The sequence below is a fragment of the Limnoglobus sp. genome, assembly GCF_059499385.1.
In genome coordinates this window covers 8,156-25,972 of the sequence record NZ_JCABYM010000112.1, presented here as the reverse complement: position 1 = coordinate 25,972, position 17,817 = coordinate 8,156, and the positions used below count along the sequence as shown (strand labels likewise).

Annotated in this window: 14 protein-coding genes; 8 read left to right on the top strand and 6 right to left on the bottom strand. The window is 68.8% G+C overall.

Going from position 1 to position 17,817, the window contains the following annotated elements:
* Window positions 1–252 precede the first annotated feature (252 nt).
* Together AC5JJ2_RS20900 and AC5JJ2_RS20895 are read right to left on the bottom strand one after the other, a co-directional pair.
* Window positions 253–1,530, bottom strand: coding sequence for a Glu/Leu/Phe/Val family dehydrogenase (locus AC5JJ2_RS20900; protein WP_495859971.1), 1,278 nt, complete (start codon window positions 1,528–1,530; stop codon window positions 253–255).
* Window positions 1,531–1,812: 282 nt separating this feature from the next.
* Window positions 1,813–4,035 carry a hypothetical protein gene (locus AC5JJ2_RS20895; RefSeq protein WP_495859970.1) on the bottom strand — a complete coding sequence of 741 codons (2,223 nt, stop codon included), beginning with the start codon at window positions 4,033–4,035 and terminating at the stop codon, window positions 1,813–1,815.
* A 75-nt stretch (window positions 4,036–4,110) separates the two neighbouring features.
* Here AC5JJ2_RS20895 and AC5JJ2_RS20890 point away from each other — a divergent pair, with 75 nt between their 5' ends.
* Window positions 4,111–4,971, top strand: a complete 861-nt coding sequence (locus AC5JJ2_RS20890; RefSeq protein ID WP_495859969.1) for an SDR family oxidoreductase — start codon at window positions 4,111–4,113, stop codon at window positions 4,969–4,971.
* 8 nt (window positions 4,972–4,979) lie between these two features.
* On the opposite strand, the gene AC5JJ2_RS20885 is transcribed toward AC5JJ2_RS20890, so the two are convergent.
* Window positions 4,980–7,109: an ABC transporter permease subunit gene (locus tag AC5JJ2_RS20885; RefSeq protein ID WP_495859968.1), complete on the bottom strand. Its 2,130-nt coding sequence runs from the start codon at window positions 7,107–7,109 to the stop codon at window positions 4,980–4,982.
* A 259-nt stretch (window positions 7,110–7,368) separates the two neighbouring features.
* Between AC5JJ2_RS20885 and AC5JJ2_RS20880 the strand changes: the two genes are divergently transcribed.
* The 3 genes from AC5JJ2_RS20880 (at window position 7,369) to AC5JJ2_RS20870 (ending at window position 10,530) form a co-directional block, all read left to right on the top strand.
* A complete protein-coding gene (locus AC5JJ2_RS20880; RefSeq protein WP_495859967.1) occupies window positions 7,369–8,490 on the top strand; it encodes a 3-keto-disaccharide hydrolase in 1,122 nt (373 codons plus the stop codon).
* Window positions 8,491–8,574: 84 nt separating this feature from the next.
* The gene (locus AC5JJ2_RS20875) at window positions 8,575–9,258 is read left to right on the top strand and encodes an REP-associated tyrosine transposase (RefSeq protein ID WP_495859966.1); all 684 of its coding nucleotides are present in this window, start codon (window positions 8,575–8,577) and stop codon (window positions 9,256–9,258) included.
* A gap of 93 nt (window positions 9,259–9,351) precedes the next feature.
* Complete coding sequence (locus AC5JJ2_RS20870) at window positions 9,352–10,530, top strand: tetratricopeptide repeat protein (RefSeq protein ID WP_495859965.1); 1,179 nt, start codon at window positions 9,352–9,354, stop codon at window positions 10,528–10,530.
* Between the two features lie 227 nt (window positions 10,531–10,757).
* Here AC5JJ2_RS20870 and AC5JJ2_RS20865 read toward each other — a convergent pair whose 3' ends face one another.
* Window positions 10,758–10,988 carry a hypothetical protein gene (locus tag AC5JJ2_RS20865; protein WP_495859964.1) on the bottom strand — a complete coding sequence of 77 codons (231 nt, stop codon included), beginning with the start codon at window positions 10,986–10,988 and terminating at the stop codon, window positions 10,758–10,760.
* Window positions 10,989–11,125: 137 nt separating this feature from the next.
* On the opposite strand from AC5JJ2_RS20865, the gene AC5JJ2_RS20860 reads away from it, so the two are divergent.
* Window positions 11,126–12,277 carry an SH3 domain-containing protein gene (locus AC5JJ2_RS20860; RefSeq protein ID WP_495859963.1) on the top strand — a complete coding sequence of 384 codons (1,152 nt, stop codon included), beginning with the start codon at window positions 11,126–11,128 and terminating at the stop codon, window positions 12,275–12,277.
* Window positions 12,278–12,370: 93 nt separating this feature from the next.
* Here the strand turns inward: AC5JJ2_RS20860 and AC5JJ2_RS20855 are convergent, their stop codons facing one another.
* Both AC5JJ2_RS20855 and AC5JJ2_RS20850 read right to left on the bottom strand, forming a co-directional pair.
* Window positions 12,371–12,901, bottom strand: a complete 531-nt coding sequence (locus AC5JJ2_RS20855) for a DUF2617 family protein (protein WP_495859962.1) — start codon at window positions 12,899–12,901, stop codon at window positions 12,371–12,373.
* 255 nt (window positions 12,902–13,156) lie between these two features.
* Window positions 13,157–13,642 carry a hypothetical protein gene (locus tag AC5JJ2_RS20850; protein WP_495859961.1) on the bottom strand — a complete coding sequence of 162 codons (486 nt, stop codon included), beginning with the start codon at window positions 13,640–13,642 and terminating at the stop codon, window positions 13,157–13,159.
* 353 nt (window positions 13,643–13,995) lie between these two features.
* Between AC5JJ2_RS20850 and AC5JJ2_RS20845 the strand changes: the two genes are divergently transcribed.
* The 3 genes from AC5JJ2_RS20845 to AC5JJ2_RS20835 all read left to right on the top strand — a co-directional run bounded on the left by AC5JJ2_RS20845 (window position 13,996) and on the right by AC5JJ2_RS20835 (window position 17,765).
* A complete protein-coding gene (locus AC5JJ2_RS20845) occupies window positions 13,996–15,225 on the top strand; it encodes a hypothetical protein (protein ID WP_495859960.1) in 1,230 nt (409 codons plus the stop codon).
* A 14-nt stretch (window positions 15,226–15,239) separates the two neighbouring features.
* Complete coding sequence (locus tag AC5JJ2_RS20840) at window positions 15,240–15,554, top strand: immunity protein CdiI family protein (protein WP_495859959.1); 315 nt, start codon at window positions 15,240–15,242, stop codon at window positions 15,552–15,554.
* Window positions 15,555–15,818: 264 nt separating this feature from the next.
* Entirely contained in the window at window positions 15,819–17,765 is a 1,947-nt protein-coding gene (locus tag AC5JJ2_RS20835) for a hypothetical protein (RefSeq protein ID WP_495859958.1), read from the top strand.
* The last annotated feature ends 52 nt before the right edge of the window (window positions 17,766–17,817 follow it).

Below are 17,817 nucleotides of genomic sequence, written 5' to 3'. Positions count from 1 at the left end.
TCGCGGGCAAGAGCGAGTCCCCCGAGGCCGTTAACTCCTGGTTATTTCACCATAGAGCCGGCACGGGCACAGGGAAGAATCGGGAAAACGGGAAGAAACGGTGCCGGCCGTAGCGGTTCTGCGGGGGCGCTACGGCCCCCTGGGACCGCGGGCGTCCCGCCCGCCACGGCCTCAACCGCGTAAGACAGTTCCCCGCGGCCGGGAAGGTGGGCGGGCGGGACGCCCGCGGTCCCAGGGCGGGGCTACGCCCTGTTACGGGAACAGCCCCCGCTTGTGCTTCTCGACCGCGACCTTGTTCACCCCCAGCGCCAGGGCCGCCATCCGCATCGGGAGCTTCCGCTGCTTCGCCATGCCGCGGACCCGGTGGAACGCGTCGAGCATCAGCTCCCGGAGCTTCTCGTTCACCTGCGTGTGGCTCCACATCAGCTGCTGGATGTCCTGCACCCACTCGAAGTACGACACCGTCACCCCGCCGGCGTTGCACAGGATGTCCGGGATGATGAACACGTCGCTGCCGGCGAGGATCGCGTCCGCCTCCGGCGTCGTCGGGCCGTTCGCCCCCTCCGCCAGGATGCGGCACTTCAGCTTCCCGGCGTTCTCCTTCGTGACCTGCCGCTCGAGCGCCGCCGGGACGAGCACGGTGCAGGGCGTGGTCAGCAGCTCCGCGTCCGGGATCGCGTCCGCGGCGGGGAACCCGACGATCGACTTCCGGTCGCTCGTGGCGACGTACTTCAACAGGGCGGCGATGTCGATGCCCTTGAGGTTGCGGATCGACCCGTACCGGTCGCCGACGGCGACGATCTTCGTGCCGAGCTTGACCAGCTCCTCGCACGCGATGGAGCCGACGTTGCCGAACCCCTGGACCACGGCCGTCGAGTCCTCCGGCCGCAGCCCGAGTTCGGCGAGTGCCTCGCGGATACAGTAGACGACGCCGCGGCCGGTCGCCTCCCGGCGGCCGATGCACCCGCCGAGTTCGACCGGCTTCCCCGTCACGATTTCCGGACAGGCGTACCCGATCTTCATGCTGTACGTGTCGTAAATCCACGCCATCGTCTGCTCGTCGGTCCCCATGTCCGGGGCCATCACGTCGATCCGCGGGCCGATGATCGGCAGCACCTCCTCCGTGAACCGGCGGGTCAGCCGCTCCTTCTCGCCGAGGCTCATCTTGGCCGGGTCGCACGCGATGCCGCCCTTCGCGCCGCCGTAGGGCAGGTTCATGATGCCGCACTTCCAGCTCATCCACATCGCGAGCGCGGCAACCTCGCCGAGATCGACCTCGGGGGCGTACCGGAGGCCCCCCTTGCTCGCGCCGCTGGTGAGCGAGTGCTGGACGCGGTAGCCGATGAACACCTTCGTCTCGCCGCTGTCCATGCGGATCGGGATGCCGGTGACGAGCGACCGCTTCGGGACCATGAGCCGGTCGGCGACGCCCTTGTCCAGGTCGATGAGGCCGGCGACGGTGCGGAGTTGGTCGCACGCCATGCGGTACGTCGGGCTGACCTCGAACAGGTTCGGTTCGGTCGCGGACATGAAGCGCTCCGTGAGAGGGGGCCGACGCGATGCGTACAAACTATATAGCCGCCGGCTTGCCGGCGGGGGTTTCTGCGTACCGAAAACCCCGCCGGTAAACCGGCGGCTATATGAAAAGAGCCGCGGCGTAAGAGGGGTTTCACTACCTCGGACCGCGGGCGTCCCGCCCGCCACGGCCCCAGCCCCGAAAGACTGGTCCCCGCGGCCGGGAAGGTGGGCGGGCGGGACGCCCGCGGTCCGAGGACGGGCCTGGTCTTGAAACCACTCCTTACCGGGGTTCCCCTACTCTAACCGCAGCCCGGAGAAGTAGAACACCAGCCACCGCGAGTCGTGCGGGACGTAGCTCGCCGGCACGTCGAACGAGAAGTGGACCTTGTGCCGGCCCGGCGGGACCACGAACGTCCGGGTCAGCGGCGGCGTGTTCGGGTCGATCTCGAGGTCCTCCGTCCACAGGTCGCCGCCGCGGACGTGGAGCGTCCCCGGCAGTTCCGTCATCGTCCGGATCAGGAATTGCGTCTGGAACGCCTTCGGCTCGTCCGTCGGGTTCACGAACACGGCCAGGCCCTTCGGCTTGCACCACCGGTGCTGCCACTCGTAGCCCAGCTCCTTGAAGCTCGTGAACCCGTCCAGCCAGAGGATGCGGACGCGGTTCAGCTCCCGCTCCCGCAGCGCCTCCCAGCCGGGGCCGTAGTGGTTGCGGAGCCAACTCCGGTGCTTGCGGAGGTCGAAGAACACCTGGTCCTTGTGCGGGTGGACCACCTTCGTCACGTCGCCCAGCACGCGGCCGATCTGCTGCTCGAGTTGCGCCGCCTTCGCCGGGGCGTACCCCCGCTTGTCCAGGAACAGCCCGTCGAACCCGGCCGCGACGACGTGCTCGAGCAACTGCTCGACCGGCAGGATCGCGACCGACCGGTACCACTCGTCCACCTCCCGGCCCTTCATGCACCCGTAGCTCCACCGCAGCGTGGCCGTGTGAACGTACCCGCGGGCGTGGTCGTAGGCGGCCAGGTTCCGCGTCGGCGGCGACTCCGGCCACCGCACGTACGGCAACTGGAACACCATCGGCGCGGCCCCGTCCTCCCGCAGCGTCTCCTCGATCTCCTGGAAGAACCCGCGGTCGATGCGGAACCGGTCCTGCTGGTCGGTGATCGTCTTCGCCAGCACCGGCGCGGCCCAGTGGAACGGCGTCTGGTCGAGCACGCCCCCGACCGCGAGCGCGACCCAAAGGAGCGTCGTGCCGACGGTCCCGATCCGGCCGTGCCACTTCTTGAAGAGTTGATCGAGGGCGAACAGCACGGCGTAGAGGGCGAAGAACGCGACGTACACGGCGATCCGGTTGTAGCACCGGACCTGCGGGGAGACGACGTGGTTAAAGATCGCCCCGAACCCGCCGACGGTGGCGACGACGAACGCGAACGCGGTGACGGCGGCCAGCTCCGTGTACGGCGACACCCGGCGGACCGGCAGCACCACGCGGGCCAGCAGCAGCACCACGCCGCACGCCCCGACCAGGCCGAGGGAGTAGCGTTCCGTGTACGCCTGCACCGGCCGGTCCAGGCTGTTGTAGCTCGTCTTCATCTCCGAGAAGACCTTCAGCCGGTGGTCGTCGATCGGCATGAGCAGCTGCGTCAGCTTCAGCCCGTAGAGTTCGGCCTCCTCCGAGTACCGCTCCGTCGGGGCGGTGTGCTTGCCGTACTTCGCCTGGTAAAAGAACGTCGGGGCGTGGTTCAGCACGCCGGCGGCGAAGATGACGCCGACGAGCGCGAACGCGCTGGCGGCCGCCTTCCACGTCCGCAGCGCGACCCACCCGTACAGCCCGGCGCAGAGCATGAGCATGGCGGCGAAGAAGGCGTAGTACGCCCCGGCCGCGGACGTGACGCCGCAGATCAGGACGGCGATCCCCGCGTCGCGATGCCACAACTTCAGCTTCCGCTCGCCGTTCGCGACAGGGAAACCGGGCAGCCGGCCCTGCATGACCCAGAGGATGACCATCGCCGTGACCGGGACGAAGAAGTACGCGGACAGGAAGTAGTGGCACTGGCCGCGGTAGAAGTGGTACGGCAGCATCGCGTACAGGATTCCGCCGACGGCCGCGGCGAAGAACGACAGCCCGAAGTGCCGCAGCACGGCCATCGCCGTCAGGGCGGCGAGCGGGTACGTGAGCAGGTAGTAGACGTTGAACACGACGACGGCGTCCGGGACGACGCGGCCGAGCAGCCAGATGCCGGCGAAGTGCAGGTGGTCGATGACCGGGAAGTCGTGCATCTCCTGCACGCCCGGCGCGCCGAGTTGTTCCGTCCGCCAGTGGCTGCCCCGCTCGATGGTCGCCTTCACCATCGGTAGAATCAGCAGCGCGTCCTCGTCGTACAGGAGCGGGGCGTCGAGGCTGATGAGGTCGAACCGGTAGCCGACGAGCGGCAGGGCGAGCGCGACGGCGGCGACGGCCGCGTACCACGCCAATCGGACCCGCCGCGACGGGGGAACGGACGGGGTGGTGTCACCCATGACGGAACGAGTCCTCGGTGCGGTCGCTGGTGATGGAACGGCCCCCGACCTGTGGTTTATCGCCGGAGCAACCCCTTGTCATCCCTCGACTGTTCAAACGTACCCTGCCTCGTCGTCGGCTGCGGCTACCTCGGCCGCCGCGTCGCGGCGGCGTGGCGCTCGGCCGGCCGGCGGGTCGCGGCCCTCACCCGCGGGCGGGCCGACGAACTCGCCCGCGACGGCCTCGAACCGGTCGTCGGCGACGTTCTCGACCCGGCGAGCTTGACGAACCTCCCCGCCGCCGGGCCGGTGCTGTACGCCGTCGGGTTCGACCGCTCGTCCGGGCGGTCCATGCGCGACATCTACGTCGAGGGGCTGGCGAACGCCCTCCGAGCGATTCGCTCGCCGGGGCCGGTCATCTTCGTCAGCAGCACGGGCGTCTACGGCCAGACGGAGGGCGGCTGGGTGTCGGAGGAATCCCCGACGGAACCGCTCGAACCGTCCGGCAAGGTCGTGCTGGAGGCCGAGGGCACGCTCCGCGCCCTACGGCCGGACGCGGTCGTGCTGCGGTTCGCGGGCATTTACGGCCCCGGCCGCGTGCTGCGGCAACAAGCTCTACGCGGCGGCGAGCCGCTCGTTGGCGACGCGGAGAAGTGGCTGAACCTGGTTCACGTCGAGGACGGGGTGGCGGCGGTGTTGGCGGCGGAACAGCGCGGGAGGCCGGGGGAGACGTACCTGATCGCGGACGACGAGCCGGTGCGGCGGCGGGACTTCTACACGCTGACGGCGGAACTGCTGGGCGCGCCGGCGGCGCGATTCGAGCAGCCGGCGACGCCGATCTTGGAGGCGAACCGCCGTGTGAGCAACGCGAAGGCGCGGCGGGAGCTGGGGTTCGCGCCGCGATTCCCGACCTACCGCGAGGGGCTGGCGGAGGCGACCCGTTGGGTCGCCCGCTAACCGCGAGGTTACTCGTAGCGGTTCTTTTTCTCCGCCACCCGCGGGGGCGCGTCGGGAAGCTCCTGCGAGTCGCGGTTCGTCAACTTGCGGAACTTCACCCGGCACGCGACCGTCAGGAAGACCGTGAACCCGAGCCAGACGAGCGTGCCGATGATCGGGGCGGCGACGCCGATGCCCTCCTCGCGGTGGTGGAACGGCCCCAGGTCCTCGCGGTCGAAGTACAGCATCGGCATCCACCCGGCCACGAACGGCGGCGTGATCCCCAACAGGGTTTGGAAGAACGCCTCGAAGTCCCGGCTCATCCGCGGCATCGGCAGGATGCAGCAAAACACGACGAGGATCCAGAACCCGCCGGCGAAGAACAACGCCGCGAAGAACGCCCGCACGGTCGCGACCGTCGTGTTCCGGGCCGTCATCGAGAAGTACAGCCCGATCCAGCTGAACCCGGCCGTGTACAGCAGGATGACGGCCGCCGTCGGGATCAGGATCAGCGGGTTCACCGCGCCGAGGAACAGGCCGATCGCCCAGACGGCCAGCAGCACGAAGAACGCCCGCCGCAGGCCGAGGATGCAGCCCCACCACTTGCTCATCAGGATTTCGTCGGCCGACAGCGGCGTGCCGAGGAGGCTGATCCAGGTGTCCTTGTCCTTCTCCCCGCTGATGGCCCCGGCCCCGCGGATCGCGGCCGCGAACAGGATGAGCGTCGTCAGGATGCCGGTCATGACCCGCGCCCACACGTTCACGCTCCGGGTGAACCGATACCACCGCTCGGCGAAGTCGAACGAGAACCCGTAGTAGCTCGGCTCGACGAACGCCTGCCAGACGATGATCGCGAGCGGCGCGAGCAGGAGGAACAGGATGAGGACGGCGAGCAGGATGACCCGCCACCCGCCGCGCATCCCCACGTCCACGAACACTTCCTTCCAGAAGACCGGGTTGTCGCCGACCTCCGGGTGCGTGCGGACGGCCTCGTTCACCACCACCTTCTCCGGCCCGTCGGCGGTGAACGCCTTCGCCTTGCGGCTCTTCGTCCCGCCGGGCGACCCGTAGGCCTGGTTCAACGCGATCGGCCGCAGCCGGACGATGGCGTACGTCAGCAACAGGGTCGTGGCGAGAAACCAGAACACGACGTACCCGGTGAGTTGGTCGCCGACGGTGCCGGCCATCCCCATGCCGCGGGGGGCGCTCATGACGAGGACGTGCCAGCCGATGTTCCCCTGGGCGGCCTGCCAGAGGAGGTCGTTGACGCCGAACGAGACGCCGAACACCTGCAGCGGCGTGTTCCACCACCCCTTCCACGGGGCGATGTTCGTCCACGCCGCGCCGAAGAACGTCGCCACGAGGTACGCGGCGTAGGTCAGGTACGTCATCATGATCGCGTCGCGGGACTTCTTCATCATCGTCGAGAACCAGATGGCCAGGGCGGACAGGCCGATCACGGTGACGAACGTGGCGACGGTCACGGCGAACAGCTGCTCCGGGTCCACGCCGCCGAACAGCTGGGTGAACGCGAGGACCGGCAGCCCGACGAGGACGTACATGAGCAGGTTGAGGACCCGCGACGCGAGCTTGCCGAAGATGATCTCCCGGTTCCGCAAGTCGGTCGCGAGGAGGAACTCGAGCGTCTTCCGCTCCTTCTCGACGCAGATCGTGCCGCCGACGTACACCGGCGTCAGCACCATCATGGCGAGGAACTGGAGGACGGCGAACGTCTGGAAGAACTGCGTGCCGAACCGGGACAGCTCGCTCGTGCCGACGACCGGGTTCGGGTTGCGGAAGTACCCCACCGTCTCGTCGAGCCACCAGAAGTACATGTAGCAGAGGACGAATCCGACGATCACGCAATACAGGAACCGCAGCCAGAACGTGAGGCTGCGGCGGCCGAGGCGGACGACGTCGTGGAAGAAGACGGGGCCGAACAGGTTGCGGACGGCGTCCCGCGCGACGACGCCGAGGGCGAGCAGCCAGGCGGCGGCCAGCAGGACCGTCTCGCCGGTGGTGAGGCGGCGGGACTGGTGGTAGATGGCGAAACCGACGGCGGCCCACGCGAGGAACCCGCCGAGGAGCAGCCACTCGTGCCGCGACCCGGTCCACCCGAACGTGCGGCCGAGGAAGCCGATCTTGGGCGGCGCGGTCATGCGGGGGTCTCATAGTAGTAGGCACACTCCGTGTGCCGTCTGATGTCGGTCGCTCAGACTCGGGCGAACTCCCCGCGGCGGGGCTTGATAGTAGTAGGCACACTCCGTGTGCCGTCTCCTTCACGCGGCCGGGACCACGTGCAGGTCGCCGCGGCACTCAGCAGACGGCACACGGAGTGTGCCTACTACTATGCGCCGCAAGGAAAGACGCCACCCGCGGCATATGATGTCACGGAATCCCCCTCCCGAGGGCCTGCCGATGGCGTTCCACCGATTCGTTCGCTCGCTCCTGGCCGTCATTTCATTCGCGGCCGTCGCGTCCGCCGCCGGCGAGAAGACGCCGCCGGCCCTGACGCAGAAGGAGATCGCCGACGGCTGGATTCTCCTGTTCGACGGCGAATCGACGTTCGGCTGGGCCGGGAAGGCGGAGGCGAAGGGCGGCGTCCTGCACGTCGCGAAGGGCGAGAAGTTGGACTTCGCCGTGCCGCTGCCGCTCGGCGAGGTGCGGTGCGAGGTGGTCGGTTGCCGGGTGGACGCCGGGACGCGGCCGACGCGGCCGGTGGACGATTCGAGCCATCGGCTGTCCGCGTTCGTGGACGTGCCCGCGGACCGCGGGTTTAACGCCGTCACCGCGAGCCGCACCCGGACCGGGAACAAGCTCGCGATGCACGTCCAGAACACGTCGGAGAAAGGGTCGGCCGTATCCAAGGTGGAAATTAGCGGCCCCGACCTGCCGGACGGCTGGCTCGTCCGCATGGAAGGACTGGCCGACGACGCCCGCGTGAAGGCCGTGAAGTTCCGCCCCGCGAATCCGGAGCCGCTGTTCAACGGCAAGGACCTGACCGGGTGGAAGGTGTTCAAGGACGAGAAGCGGGCGAAGTCCTTGTTCGCGGTCACGACGGCGGGCGAGCTGTCCGTCAAGAACGGCCCCGGCGACCTGCAAACGGAGAAGCAGTTCGACAACTTCCTGCTGCAACTCGAGTGCAAGACGAACGGCACGGCGCTGAACAGCGGCGTCTTCTTCCGGTGCATCGCGGACCAGTACCAGAACGGGTACGAGATGCAGATTCAGAACGCCTACAAGGAGGGGGACCGGGCGAAGCCGGCCGACTTCGGGACGGGGGCGATCTACCGCCGCATCCCGGCCCGGAAGGTCGTATCGGACGACAACGCGTGGTTCGCGATGACGCTGCTGGCGCACGGCCCGACCATCGCGACGTGGGTGAACGGCTACCCGGTGGTGAGTTGGAAGGACGAGCGTGCCCCGAACGACAACCCGCGGCAGGGGCTGAAGACCGGCAAGGGCCACCTGTCGATCCAGGGCCACGACCCGACGACGGACCTGCTGTTCCGGAACATCCGGGTGGAGGAGATGAAGTAACGTCCTGAGCAAGGGCAAGGGTGGCCTCCCCCTGGGACCGCGGGCGTCCCGCCCGCCCACCTGCCCGTCACGGGGACAATATCGATGGACGAAGAACTTTTGCCCCGGAATACATCCGCCCCGCGCGGCTGGCATTCGCGGGGTTACCTCCCCCACTTCGACGCCGGGAGCGAGCGGTCGCAATTCGTCACCTTTCGGCTAGCGGACTCGTTGCCGGAAGAAGTCGTGAGGGTGTGGCTCGCCGAAGTCGAAGCTCAACCCGAAACGAAGCGAAAGTCGGAATTGCGAAATCGAATCGAGGCCTTCCTCGACCGCGGACACGGCGAATGTCACCTGCGGAACCCGCAGGTCGGAAGCCTTGTCCAGTCCGCGTTGCTCCATTTCGATGACGACAGGTACGACCTTCACGCGTGGGTCGTCATGCCCAACCACGTTCACGTCTTGTTCACGCCAAAGCCAGAGGTCAGCTTGTCGAGGGTCGTTCAGAGTTGGAAGTCCTACACGTCGAAGGAGGCGAACAAGCTATTGCACCGCGTGGGTCAGTTCTGGATGGAAGAATACTTCGACCGCTTCATTCGAGACGAGAGGCACTATTTCAGCACGGTAGAGTACATCGAAGCGAATCCGGTGAGCGCCGGCTTGTGCGAGCGGCCCGACGATTGGCCGTTCGGCAGTGCCCGTTGGCGGACTGCCGCGGGTAGTAGCCACGCGATGCCCCTTGGGACCGCAGGCGTCCCGCCCGCTTTGCTCCCCGCCACGGAAGGCTGATCCCCGAAACGTGTAGGTGGGCGGGCGGGACGCCCGCGGTCCCAGGAAGGCGACCGCCCAGCCGTCCGTGCGATGAGATCGAAAGGGGCGGATATGTCCGACGCGCAAGCCCTGTTCGAGCGCGGCATGGCCGCGATGGAGGCGGACGACTTCCACGAGGCGGTCGAGGCGCTGACCCGCGCCATCGCCGCCGACCCGCGGGTCGCGGCCGGGTATCGGTTCCGCGCGAAGGCGTACCTCGGCCTCGGCGACCGGCCGAAGGCCGTCGCCGACTACGACGCGGCCCTCCGGCTGAAGCCGAACGACCCGCAGGTGCTCGCGGAGCGGGCGGCGGAGTTGCTCAAGCAGCGGCGGCACGCGGACGCCGTCGCGGACTGCGACGCGGCCCTGCGGCTCGACCCCGGCCGGGTGGACCTGTTCGCCGTCCGCGGCCGGGCGTACGCGATGCTGGGGGAATCGGCCGCGGCGTTCGCCGACCTCGACGCCGCGATCCACGCCGACCCCGACCACGCGGCCGACTACCTGACGCAACGGGCGAAGCTGCACCTGGAATGCGGCCACCCCCAGGCGGCGCTCGACGACGCGGCCGCGGCCCTGCGGCTGGCCCCGGACCTGCGGGCGGCGTTCGAGGTGCGGGCGCTGGCGTACCGCGACCTCGGCGACCCGGCGAGCGCGGCCGCGGATTTCGCGGAAGCGGCCCGCGGCACGGTCGCCGTCGCCCCGCGGGTCGGGCGGTTGCTCGCGCTGCACGAGTTGCGGGACTGGCCTACGCTCGTGGCGGCCGCGGACGAACTGCTGGACCTCTCGCCGGGGCTGGCGTCGGCGCTCGAACTCCGCGGCCGGGCGAAGCTCGCGCTCGGCGAGTCGGCGGTGGACGACTTCACGCAGTTGATCGCGAAGCTGCCCCGCCGGGCGACCGGCTACGCCCTCCGCGCCGCGGCCCACGAGGCGGCCGGCGACCCGGCGGCGGCCGTCCGTGACTACCTGGAAGCGCTGACGTGCGAGCCGACCGACGCCGGGACGCTGAACCAGCTGGCGTGGCTGCTAGCGACGAACGCGGGCGTGAAGGACGCGGCCCGTGCGAAAGACTTGGCGACGCGGGCGTGCGAGCTGACCGGCTGGGCGGAGGCGGCCTACCTCGACACGCTGGCGGCGGCGTGCGCCGAACTCGGCGACCGCGCGGCGGCCGTGGCGTGGATGGAGAAAGCGGTGGCGCTGGACGACCGCGAGGAGTACCGGGGGCGGTTGGTAGGGTATCGAGAAATGCACTGAACGTGAGCGGTATCGGCTCTTCCGGCCTGAAGGGCCGGTTCTTACAGCGAAGGCCGTCAGGCCTGGAACTGCTTCGCGACACCACGGCCCTGAAGGGGCCGTTCATGCGTGGCGGTCCCACGGAATGAACGGCCCCTTCAGGGCCGGTTGCTTTGTGGGCCTGTCTTATCCAGGCCTGACGGCCTTCGCTGTAAGAACCGGCCCTTCAGGCCGGAAAACCGTGCGTCTCAAGCTCGGGTATCCAGGTCGCGGAGGATGTCGGCCAACGGCCGCCCGCCGCCGCGGGCTTCCCTGCGGTCGAGTTCTTCCTCGCTGACACCCGGATCGAGGTTTAGCTTCGCCGGCTTCGTCGGGGTGAAGTACCCGATCACCCGGCCGTCCTTTGTACACATCTGCAGCGGGGTGTCGGCGGCCTCCAGCTTCGCGGTCAGTTGCTCCGGCACGATCACGAACGACATGGCTTGCTCCTCACGAGTCGAGACACGTCCATCATACCGGCCGGCCCGGCCGGCCGCGAGCGGTTCCCCTTGACACCCCCGGCGGGGGCGGTATCACGCCGCCTCCTGCGTAACGATCCTCGCTGCCGGAGGCGGTCATGCGCCCCTTCATCCGTCGCGGCCTGCTCTCCGCCGCCGCCCTCGTGGGCCTGTCCGCCGCCGCACACGCCCAGTCGCAACAGCTCGGGACCGTCACCGCGGCCGAGACGACCATCCGGTCGTCGCCGAAGGCCGACGCCCCGGACGCCGGGCAACTGTTCCGCGGCACGGACGTGATCGTCCACCACGCGGAAGGCGACGACTGGCTCGCCATCCAGCCGCCGCCCGGCACGATCAGCTGGATCAACCACAAGTTCCTGGCCGTCAGCAAGGACAAGGGGTTCCCGCAGAACGCCGTCGTCCACGCGGACGGCGAGATCAAGATCGCGGCCGGCAAGGCCGGCGTGAACAAGCCGCTCGACACCCGCAAGACGGCCGTCCCGGACGGGACCGTCGTGCGGGTCATCGCGGCCGGCGTCAAGGCCGACGACGACCAGAGCGTCTGGTACCCGATCCAACCGCTCAAGGACGACTTCCGGTACATCCCGAAGGCCGCGGTGCAACTCGGCGGCCCGGCGGGGGATAACTTCGCGGTGAAGTCGCCGAAGCTCGTCACCCCCGCCCTGGCGACCGAGGCGCTCCCGGCGGCCGGGAAGGCGGCGTTCCCGAACAAGCCGGCCGGGTGGCCGGGCACGAACGCGACGTGGAACGAGGCGGAGGCGGCCGAGGCGGCGAAGGACTTCGCCAAGGCGGAGCGGCTGTACTTCCAACTGGCGAAGGACATGAACGCGGCCGGCGGCGACCCGGACCTGGCGAACCTGTGCTACGCCCGCATCCACGAGATCCGCGGCCGCGGCCGGGAGTCGAAGGGGGTCAAGGACAACAACTGGTCCGCGCCGAAGCCGGACTCCCCGCGGGTGGTGGAGCCGAAGCGGGACGACCCGTGGGCGAAGCCCGGCGAGGCCGGGGCGAAGGCCGCGTGGACCGGGGCCGGCGTGCTCCGGCTGGCGTCCATGCGGACGAAGGACAAGCAGTACTACGCCCTGGAGGACGCCCGCGGGAACCTGTTGTGCTACGCCGTGTCCGGGGCGAACGGGATCGAGTTGGAGAAGTACCTGAAGAAGAAGGTGGACCTGTTCGGCGCGGTGAGCTACCCGGCGGAGCTGCGGTACGGCGTGGTGACCGTGACGCGGGTGGACGCGGTGAAGTAGAACAGACAAGTCGTATTCGTGGAACCCAGAGCGGAAGCGACGGGGTGGGGGACCAGCCTCTACACCCCGTCGCTTCCGCTCTGGGTTCCACTGTTAAAACTCGATCAACGACTGCGTCTTCACGACCGTGAACTCGGCCGGGAACGTGTGGAACGTCGCCACCGACAGGCCGACCGGCAGCGGCTCGACCGTCACCAGCCCCAGCGGGGCGAGCGCCAGCCGCCGGTGCGGGGCGAAGTAGAACAGCATCCCCCGCTTCGCCCCTTCCGCCGCCAACTCGTCGTGGACGTGCAGGAACACCTCCGGCGGCAACACCTCGGCGTGCAGGTTGACGTGATACCGCACGCCGCCGACCCGGCACTTGCCCTGCCGCTCGCCGACGAACCGGTGCGTCAGCCGGTTGCGGTCCGGCAAGTCCTGGTCGCCCGCCGCCGTCATCTCCACCAGGTGCGTGTCGCCGCGGTGCCATTCCAGCACGTGCCCGGTCGGCGTCAGCCGGACGATCAGCGTGGAGTCGTCCCGCTTCACCGTCCGCACGGCCACGGCGTCGAACAGCTCCGGGTGCACCGGCCGGTCGTACAGCCGGAACACGAGGTCTTCGACTTTCGGCCGCACCAGGAACATACGCGCTCGGGGGTCGGGAACGGGTGGACCACCCAGTATACCCCGCGAATCCGGCCCCGGACAACCGCGCCCGACTTCCGAAGTCCGGCTTCGACTTCGGAAGTCGAGCGGGAAGAGGGGCGTGTGCCGACCCCGCGAACGCCCCCGCGTGCGATCGACTTCCGAAGTCGAAGCCGGACTTCGGAAGTCGGGGCCGAAAAACGAACCGGCGGACCCAAACGGGTCCGCCGGTCGCGCGTTGAGTCGGAAGGAGGCTTACGATTCCTTCTTCTTCGGCTCGACCTTCGGGTCCACCGGCTTCGGCATCACCTTCGGCTCGGTCGTGCCGTGCGGGGCGACGATCGGGGCCCCCGGCGTGGCGCACGGGTCGGCGTGCGGGACCGCGCACGGGTCGGTGTGGACCGGGGTGCCGTGGCAGCTGCCGCCGCCGTTGCAGCTGTGCTTGCCCTTGAACCGGCCGAACAGCCCGCCGCCGTTGCAGCTGTTGCCGTGCTTGCCGCTGAACAGGCCGCCGCTGCAGCTGTTGCCGTGGCAGCTGCCGCCGTCGCAGCTGCCGCCGTGCTTGCCGCGGAACAGCCCGCCGCCGTTGCAGCTGTTCCGACCGCCGAACAGCCCGCCGCCGTTGCAGCTGTGCTTGCTGCTCCAACCGCTACAGCCGCCGCCGTCGCAGCTGTTCCGACCGCCGAACGAGGCCGCATCACCCGACGACGCGACCGCCATCATCATGACCATGCTGTACATCGTGCCGAACCTCCGATGAGAGTGACAGTTGCGCCAACCGCAGCGAGGGCGTTAAGCTGGGAAGTCCAGCTAATTCGCCGCACCTAGGGGGAGCTGGCGTAGTGGGATGGTACAGTCCGGGTCCGGGGAGTCAACGGCAATGTGGGTAGTTTGGAGGTGACTGCGGTAGCTGTATTGGATTAAGTGTTACGTCCGGTCCGACTGCGCAAGCCCGCCTCCGTGCGCCAACGAAACTCAAATTGGATAGTTGTGTCCTCTGCCCGCCCGCCGGTATCGGGTATGTTAAACCTTGCCGGCAGGGATTCGCCGCCCAGCACCTCCCTGTCGCGCTCTGTGTTCCACGGAGTGCCTCCATGACGGACGCCGATTCGCTCCACGACCCCGTCCCGCCGGACCCCGCCACCGTGTACCGCCTCGCCGGCGTCGGCACGGCCGTCGTCGCCGTCGCCGCCGCCCTCGGCGTCGCCCTCGACGCCTCCGGCACCGGCGGGCCGTCGGCCCTCAGCTCCTTGCGGTTGCTGCTCGTCGCCGTCGGCGGCTTGATCGTCGCCGCGGCCGTGTCGTGGCGGGCGACGCTGCCGGCCGCCTGGCTGTTCGCCGCGGCCGCCGGGTTCCTGGCGATGCTCGGCCTGCCGGAGCACTGGGACTCGGCCCGGATGCTCGTGAAGGTGATGGGCATCCTCGGCCTGATCGGGGCGGCCGTCGCCGCGATGCCGATGAAGTACCGGGTCGTCGCCGCGTCCCTCGCGGTGTGCGCGCACTTCTTCGGCATCTTCCTGGCGACGACGTGGCCGGACCCGACGCCGTGGTTCACGCACCAGATCGGGACGCGGGTCTACTACCCGTACATCCAGTTCATGTACCTGCGGAACGCGTACCACTTCTACTCCCCGGAGCCGGGGTCGGCGAGCCACCTGTTCTGCCTCGTGGTGTACGACACGATCGACCCGAAGACGGGCAAGCCGGAGGCCGAGTGGAAGACGATGCCCAGCCGCCAGCACGACTGGAAGGACCCGATGGGGCTGTCGTACTTCCGCCGGCTGTCGATCACCGAGCAGGCGAGCCAGACGATGCCGGCGATCAGCCAGCAGTCGGCCGAGTGGCAGGACATCTACAACCGGCGGAACGCGGTGGCGCTCGGGGCGCAGCCGAACGTGGCGAAGATCCCGATGGCCCCGTTGGACGAGAACCCGGTCCAGTACCGGATGCCGCGGTACGACATCACGCGGTACCTGCTGCCGTCCTACGCGGCCCACCTGTTCCACGCGCACACGACGCCGGCCCGGAAGGTGACGGCGGTGAAACTGTACCGGCTGGAGCACCCGATCCCGACGGTCTACCAGTTCGCGAAGGAGGGGTACAAGATTCACCACCCGACGAGCTTCCGGCCGTACTACCTGGGCGAGTTCGAGCTGACGGCGGAGGGGACGGCGGCGCTGAAGGACAAGCAGGACCCGATGCTGTACTGGCTGGCCCCGATCCTGCCGAAGGACCCGCGGGCGGACGCGAACGGTCGGGACTACGAGGACTTCATGAGCAAGCACGCCAAGTACGAGTTCAACTGGGCCGCCCGCGTGCCGTGACAGGAACGCCGCCGATGAAACCTCGATACGTCCTTCGGCTGATGTTCGAGTGGGGCGGCGGCTGTTTGTGGTGCGGGAACGAGGCCGCTAGGGCGAAGTTCGATGTCGGCCCCGTGGAAGACCTCTTGCTGCTGTCACCGGAAACTCATCGGCGGTTGGACGAACTGTCGGTTTGGCACGACCAGGCCCTGAACTGGGACTACCCACCCGACCCCGGCCCGTGGTCGCCGGAGGAGTACGAACGATTCGATCAAGCGGCGAACGAGTTGCTGATGGCGGTGAAGGACGAGTTAGGTCCGGAATATGAGGTGCGGTACGTGAGGCTGTAGGCCCACGCCGCGGTTGGTCTTCAGGCCAACGGCCTGGGACATGTCAGCCCAGGGCAACGCCCTGGGTTGGGGAGCCACCGAGGTGCAGGCTGAAAGCCTGCGACACGGGACGCGCGGGTGGCAGGCTTTCAGCCTGCCGGGCACGGGTGACGGTCGGACCCAGGGCGTTGCCCTGGGCTGACATGTACCACCCCTTCGGGGTGAAAACCGGCCGCCGCCCGTCCGCTAGATTGGATCAACGACGACCGTTAGGAGAGGACGCCAATGACCCCGACGACGCCCGCGAACCGGCCGACCCGGTGGACGCGGTTCTGGTTCACGCCGACCGACCCGACGACGCTCGGGCTTATGCGGATCATCACCGGCCTCATCATCCTGTACGTCCACGCCGTCTACGTCCTCGACCTCCAGGCGTACTTCGGCAAGCACGGCTGGTACTCGCTCGCCGAGGTCAACCAGGAGCGGGTCAACGCCCCGCTGCAACTCACCGACTGGCGGGGCGAGGGGGCGTGGGAGGAGTACGTGCCGATGGCGCACGTCCCGATCTTCCCGCACCGCGAGGAGGCGGTCATCAAGTTCGTCCGCTCCGTCGCCGCCGACCCGAAGGAGCGGAAGGAGCAGCTGGCGTACCTGATCCGCCTCCACAACGAGATGCTGAAGGTCAGCACGCCGCCGTCGGAGCTGAACGAGCGGACCGGGCTGTACCGGATGAAGGCGACCGCGAAGTACCCGCGGGACAAGCTGCGGGTGTCCACCGACGGCATCGACTACCTGACCGCGTTCTACACCGCCGAGGCGACCCGCCGGCCGCAACTGGATGCGTTCGTGAACCCGGCCCTGCGGTCGGCGAAGGACCGCGTCCCGCCGGCGTTCCTGGAGGAACTGCCGCCGGAGACGCGGGCCGTCGTCCGCCAGGAGATCGACCGGCTGCTCGCCGTCCTGCCGACCGACGCGACGCAGCGGAAGTACGTCTTCGACCACTTGCTCGAAAGCTCGCTGTTGAACCGGCACGCGCTGCTGGAGTTCCTCCTCGACCTCCCGGCCGACGCGGCCGAGCGGGAGAAGCAGATCGCGTTCCTGGAGAAGTGGAACCAGGAGGAACGCAAGGCGTTCCGCCTCGGCAACTCGACGTTCTCCCTCTGGTTCCACGTCACCGACCCGACCGAGATGGCCGTCGCGCACGGCGTCGTCCTGTTCGTCATGTTCCTGTTCACCATCGGCCTGTTCACCCGGATCACGGCCGTGCTGACGTGGCTGGCGGCGGTCAGCTACATCCACCGGACGCAGCAGGTGCTGTTCGGCATGGACACGATGATGAACATCCTGCTCATCTACCTGATGATCGGCAAAAGCGGGGCGGCCCTGTCCGTGGACCGGCTGATCGCCCGCTACCGGGCGGCCCGGAACAGCGTCCGTCGGACCGGCGGGATCGACGAGCCGACGCGGCGGTTCCTCGCGGCCCCGCCGAAGAGCGTCCTCGCCGGGTTCGCGCTGCGGCTCACGCAGGTCCACTTCTGCATCATCTACCTCGCGGCCGGGATGTCGAAGCTGAAGGGGCCGGCGTGGTGGAACACGAACGCCTTCTGGGACACGATGTGCAACCCGGAGTTCACGCTCGTCCATTTCGAGTGGTACGAGAAGCTGCTCCGGTGGTCGATGCAGGAGCGGATGACCTACGCCTGCGCGGCCGGGTTCATGGTCGTGTTCACGTTCGTGATGGAGCTGGGGCTGCCGTTCCTGATCTGGACGCGGCTGCGGCCGTACTACATCATCCTCGGCTGCCTGTTCCACTTCGGCATCTCGCTGAGCATGGGCCTGAACATGTTCGGCCTCTTGATGATGACGCTGCTGCTGTCGTTCGTCCCCGGCGCGGCGATCCGCAGCCAGCTCCGCGGCGGGGCCGACGCGCCGAAGGGGACGCTGGAGTTCGACCCGAAGCGGGAGGACCACCAGCGGGCCGCGGCGGCCGCGGCGGCGGCGGACGTGGACGGCCAGTTGGAACTGGTCCCGGCCGAGGGGAAGGCCTACGCGGTGACGGTCGGCGGCCGGGAGGCGACCGGCCCGGCCGTGCCGGGGGTGTTGTTCCGCACGTTGACGCTGCTGAAGTGGGGCCGGCTGCTGCGGCTCGTGCCGGGGGTGGGCGGGCTGTTCGCGGCGAAGGACGCGGCCGCGCCGGCGGCGGCGAAGCCGCCGGCCGTGAGCGCGAGTTGAGCGGGGCGCGGCGACAGACCCCGTGGCGAAGGAACGTTGTCATATAGCCGCC

Excerpts from the sequence above, each read along its gene's own strand:
- AC5JJ2_RS20850 (WP_495859961.1), bottom strand. The coding sequence starts at position 13,642 with ATGTACAGCATGGTCATGATGATGGCGGTCGCGTCGTCGGGTGATGCG.
- AC5JJ2_RS20860 (WP_495859963.1), top strand. The coding sequence starts at position 11,126 with ATGCGCCCCTTCATCCGTCGCGGCCTGCTCTCCGCCGCCGCCCTCGTG.
- AC5JJ2_RS20865 (WP_495859964.1), bottom strand. The coding sequence starts at position 10,988 with ATGTCGTTCGTGATCGTGCCGGAGCAACTGACCGCGAAGCTGGAGGCC.
- AC5JJ2_RS20835 (WP_495859958.1), top strand. The coding sequence starts at position 15,819 with ATGACCCCGACGACGCCCGCGAACCGGCCGACCCGGTGGACGCGGTTC.
- AC5JJ2_RS20870 (WP_495859965.1), top strand. The coding sequence starts at position 9,352 with ATGTCCGACGCGCAAGCCCTGTTCGAGCGCGGCATGGCCGCGATGGAG.
- AC5JJ2_RS20895 (WP_495859970.1), bottom strand. The coding sequence starts at position 4,035 with ATGGGTGACACCACCCCGTCCGTTCCCCCGTCGCGGCGGGTCCGATTG.
- AC5JJ2_RS20885 (WP_495859968.1), bottom strand. The coding sequence starts at position 7,109 with ATGACCGCGCCGCCCAAGATCGGCTTCCTCGGCCGCACGTTCGGGTGG.
- AC5JJ2_RS20845 (WP_495859960.1), top strand. The coding sequence starts at position 13,996 with ATGACGGACGCCGATTCGCTCCACGACCCCGTCCCGCCGGACCCCGCC.
- AC5JJ2_RS20855 (WP_495859962.1), bottom strand. The coding sequence starts at position 12,901 with ATGTTCCTGGTGCGGCCGAAAGTCGAAGACCTCGTGTTCCGGCTGTAC.
- AC5JJ2_RS20840 (WP_495859959.1), top strand. The coding sequence starts at position 15,240 with ATGAAACCTCGATACGTCCTTCGGCTGATGTTCGAGTGGGGCGGCGGC.
- AC5JJ2_RS20900 (WP_495859971.1), bottom strand. The coding sequence starts at position 1,530 with ATGTCCGCGACCGAACCGAACCTGTTCGAGGTCAGCCCGACGTACCGC.
- AC5JJ2_RS20880 (WP_495859967.1), top strand. The coding sequence starts at position 7,369 with ATGGCGTTCCACCGATTCGTTCGCTCGCTCCTGGCCGTCATTTCATTC.
- AC5JJ2_RS20875 (WP_495859966.1), top strand. The coding sequence starts at position 8,575 with ATGGACGAAGAACTTTTGCCCCGGAATACATCCGCCCCGCGCGGCTGG.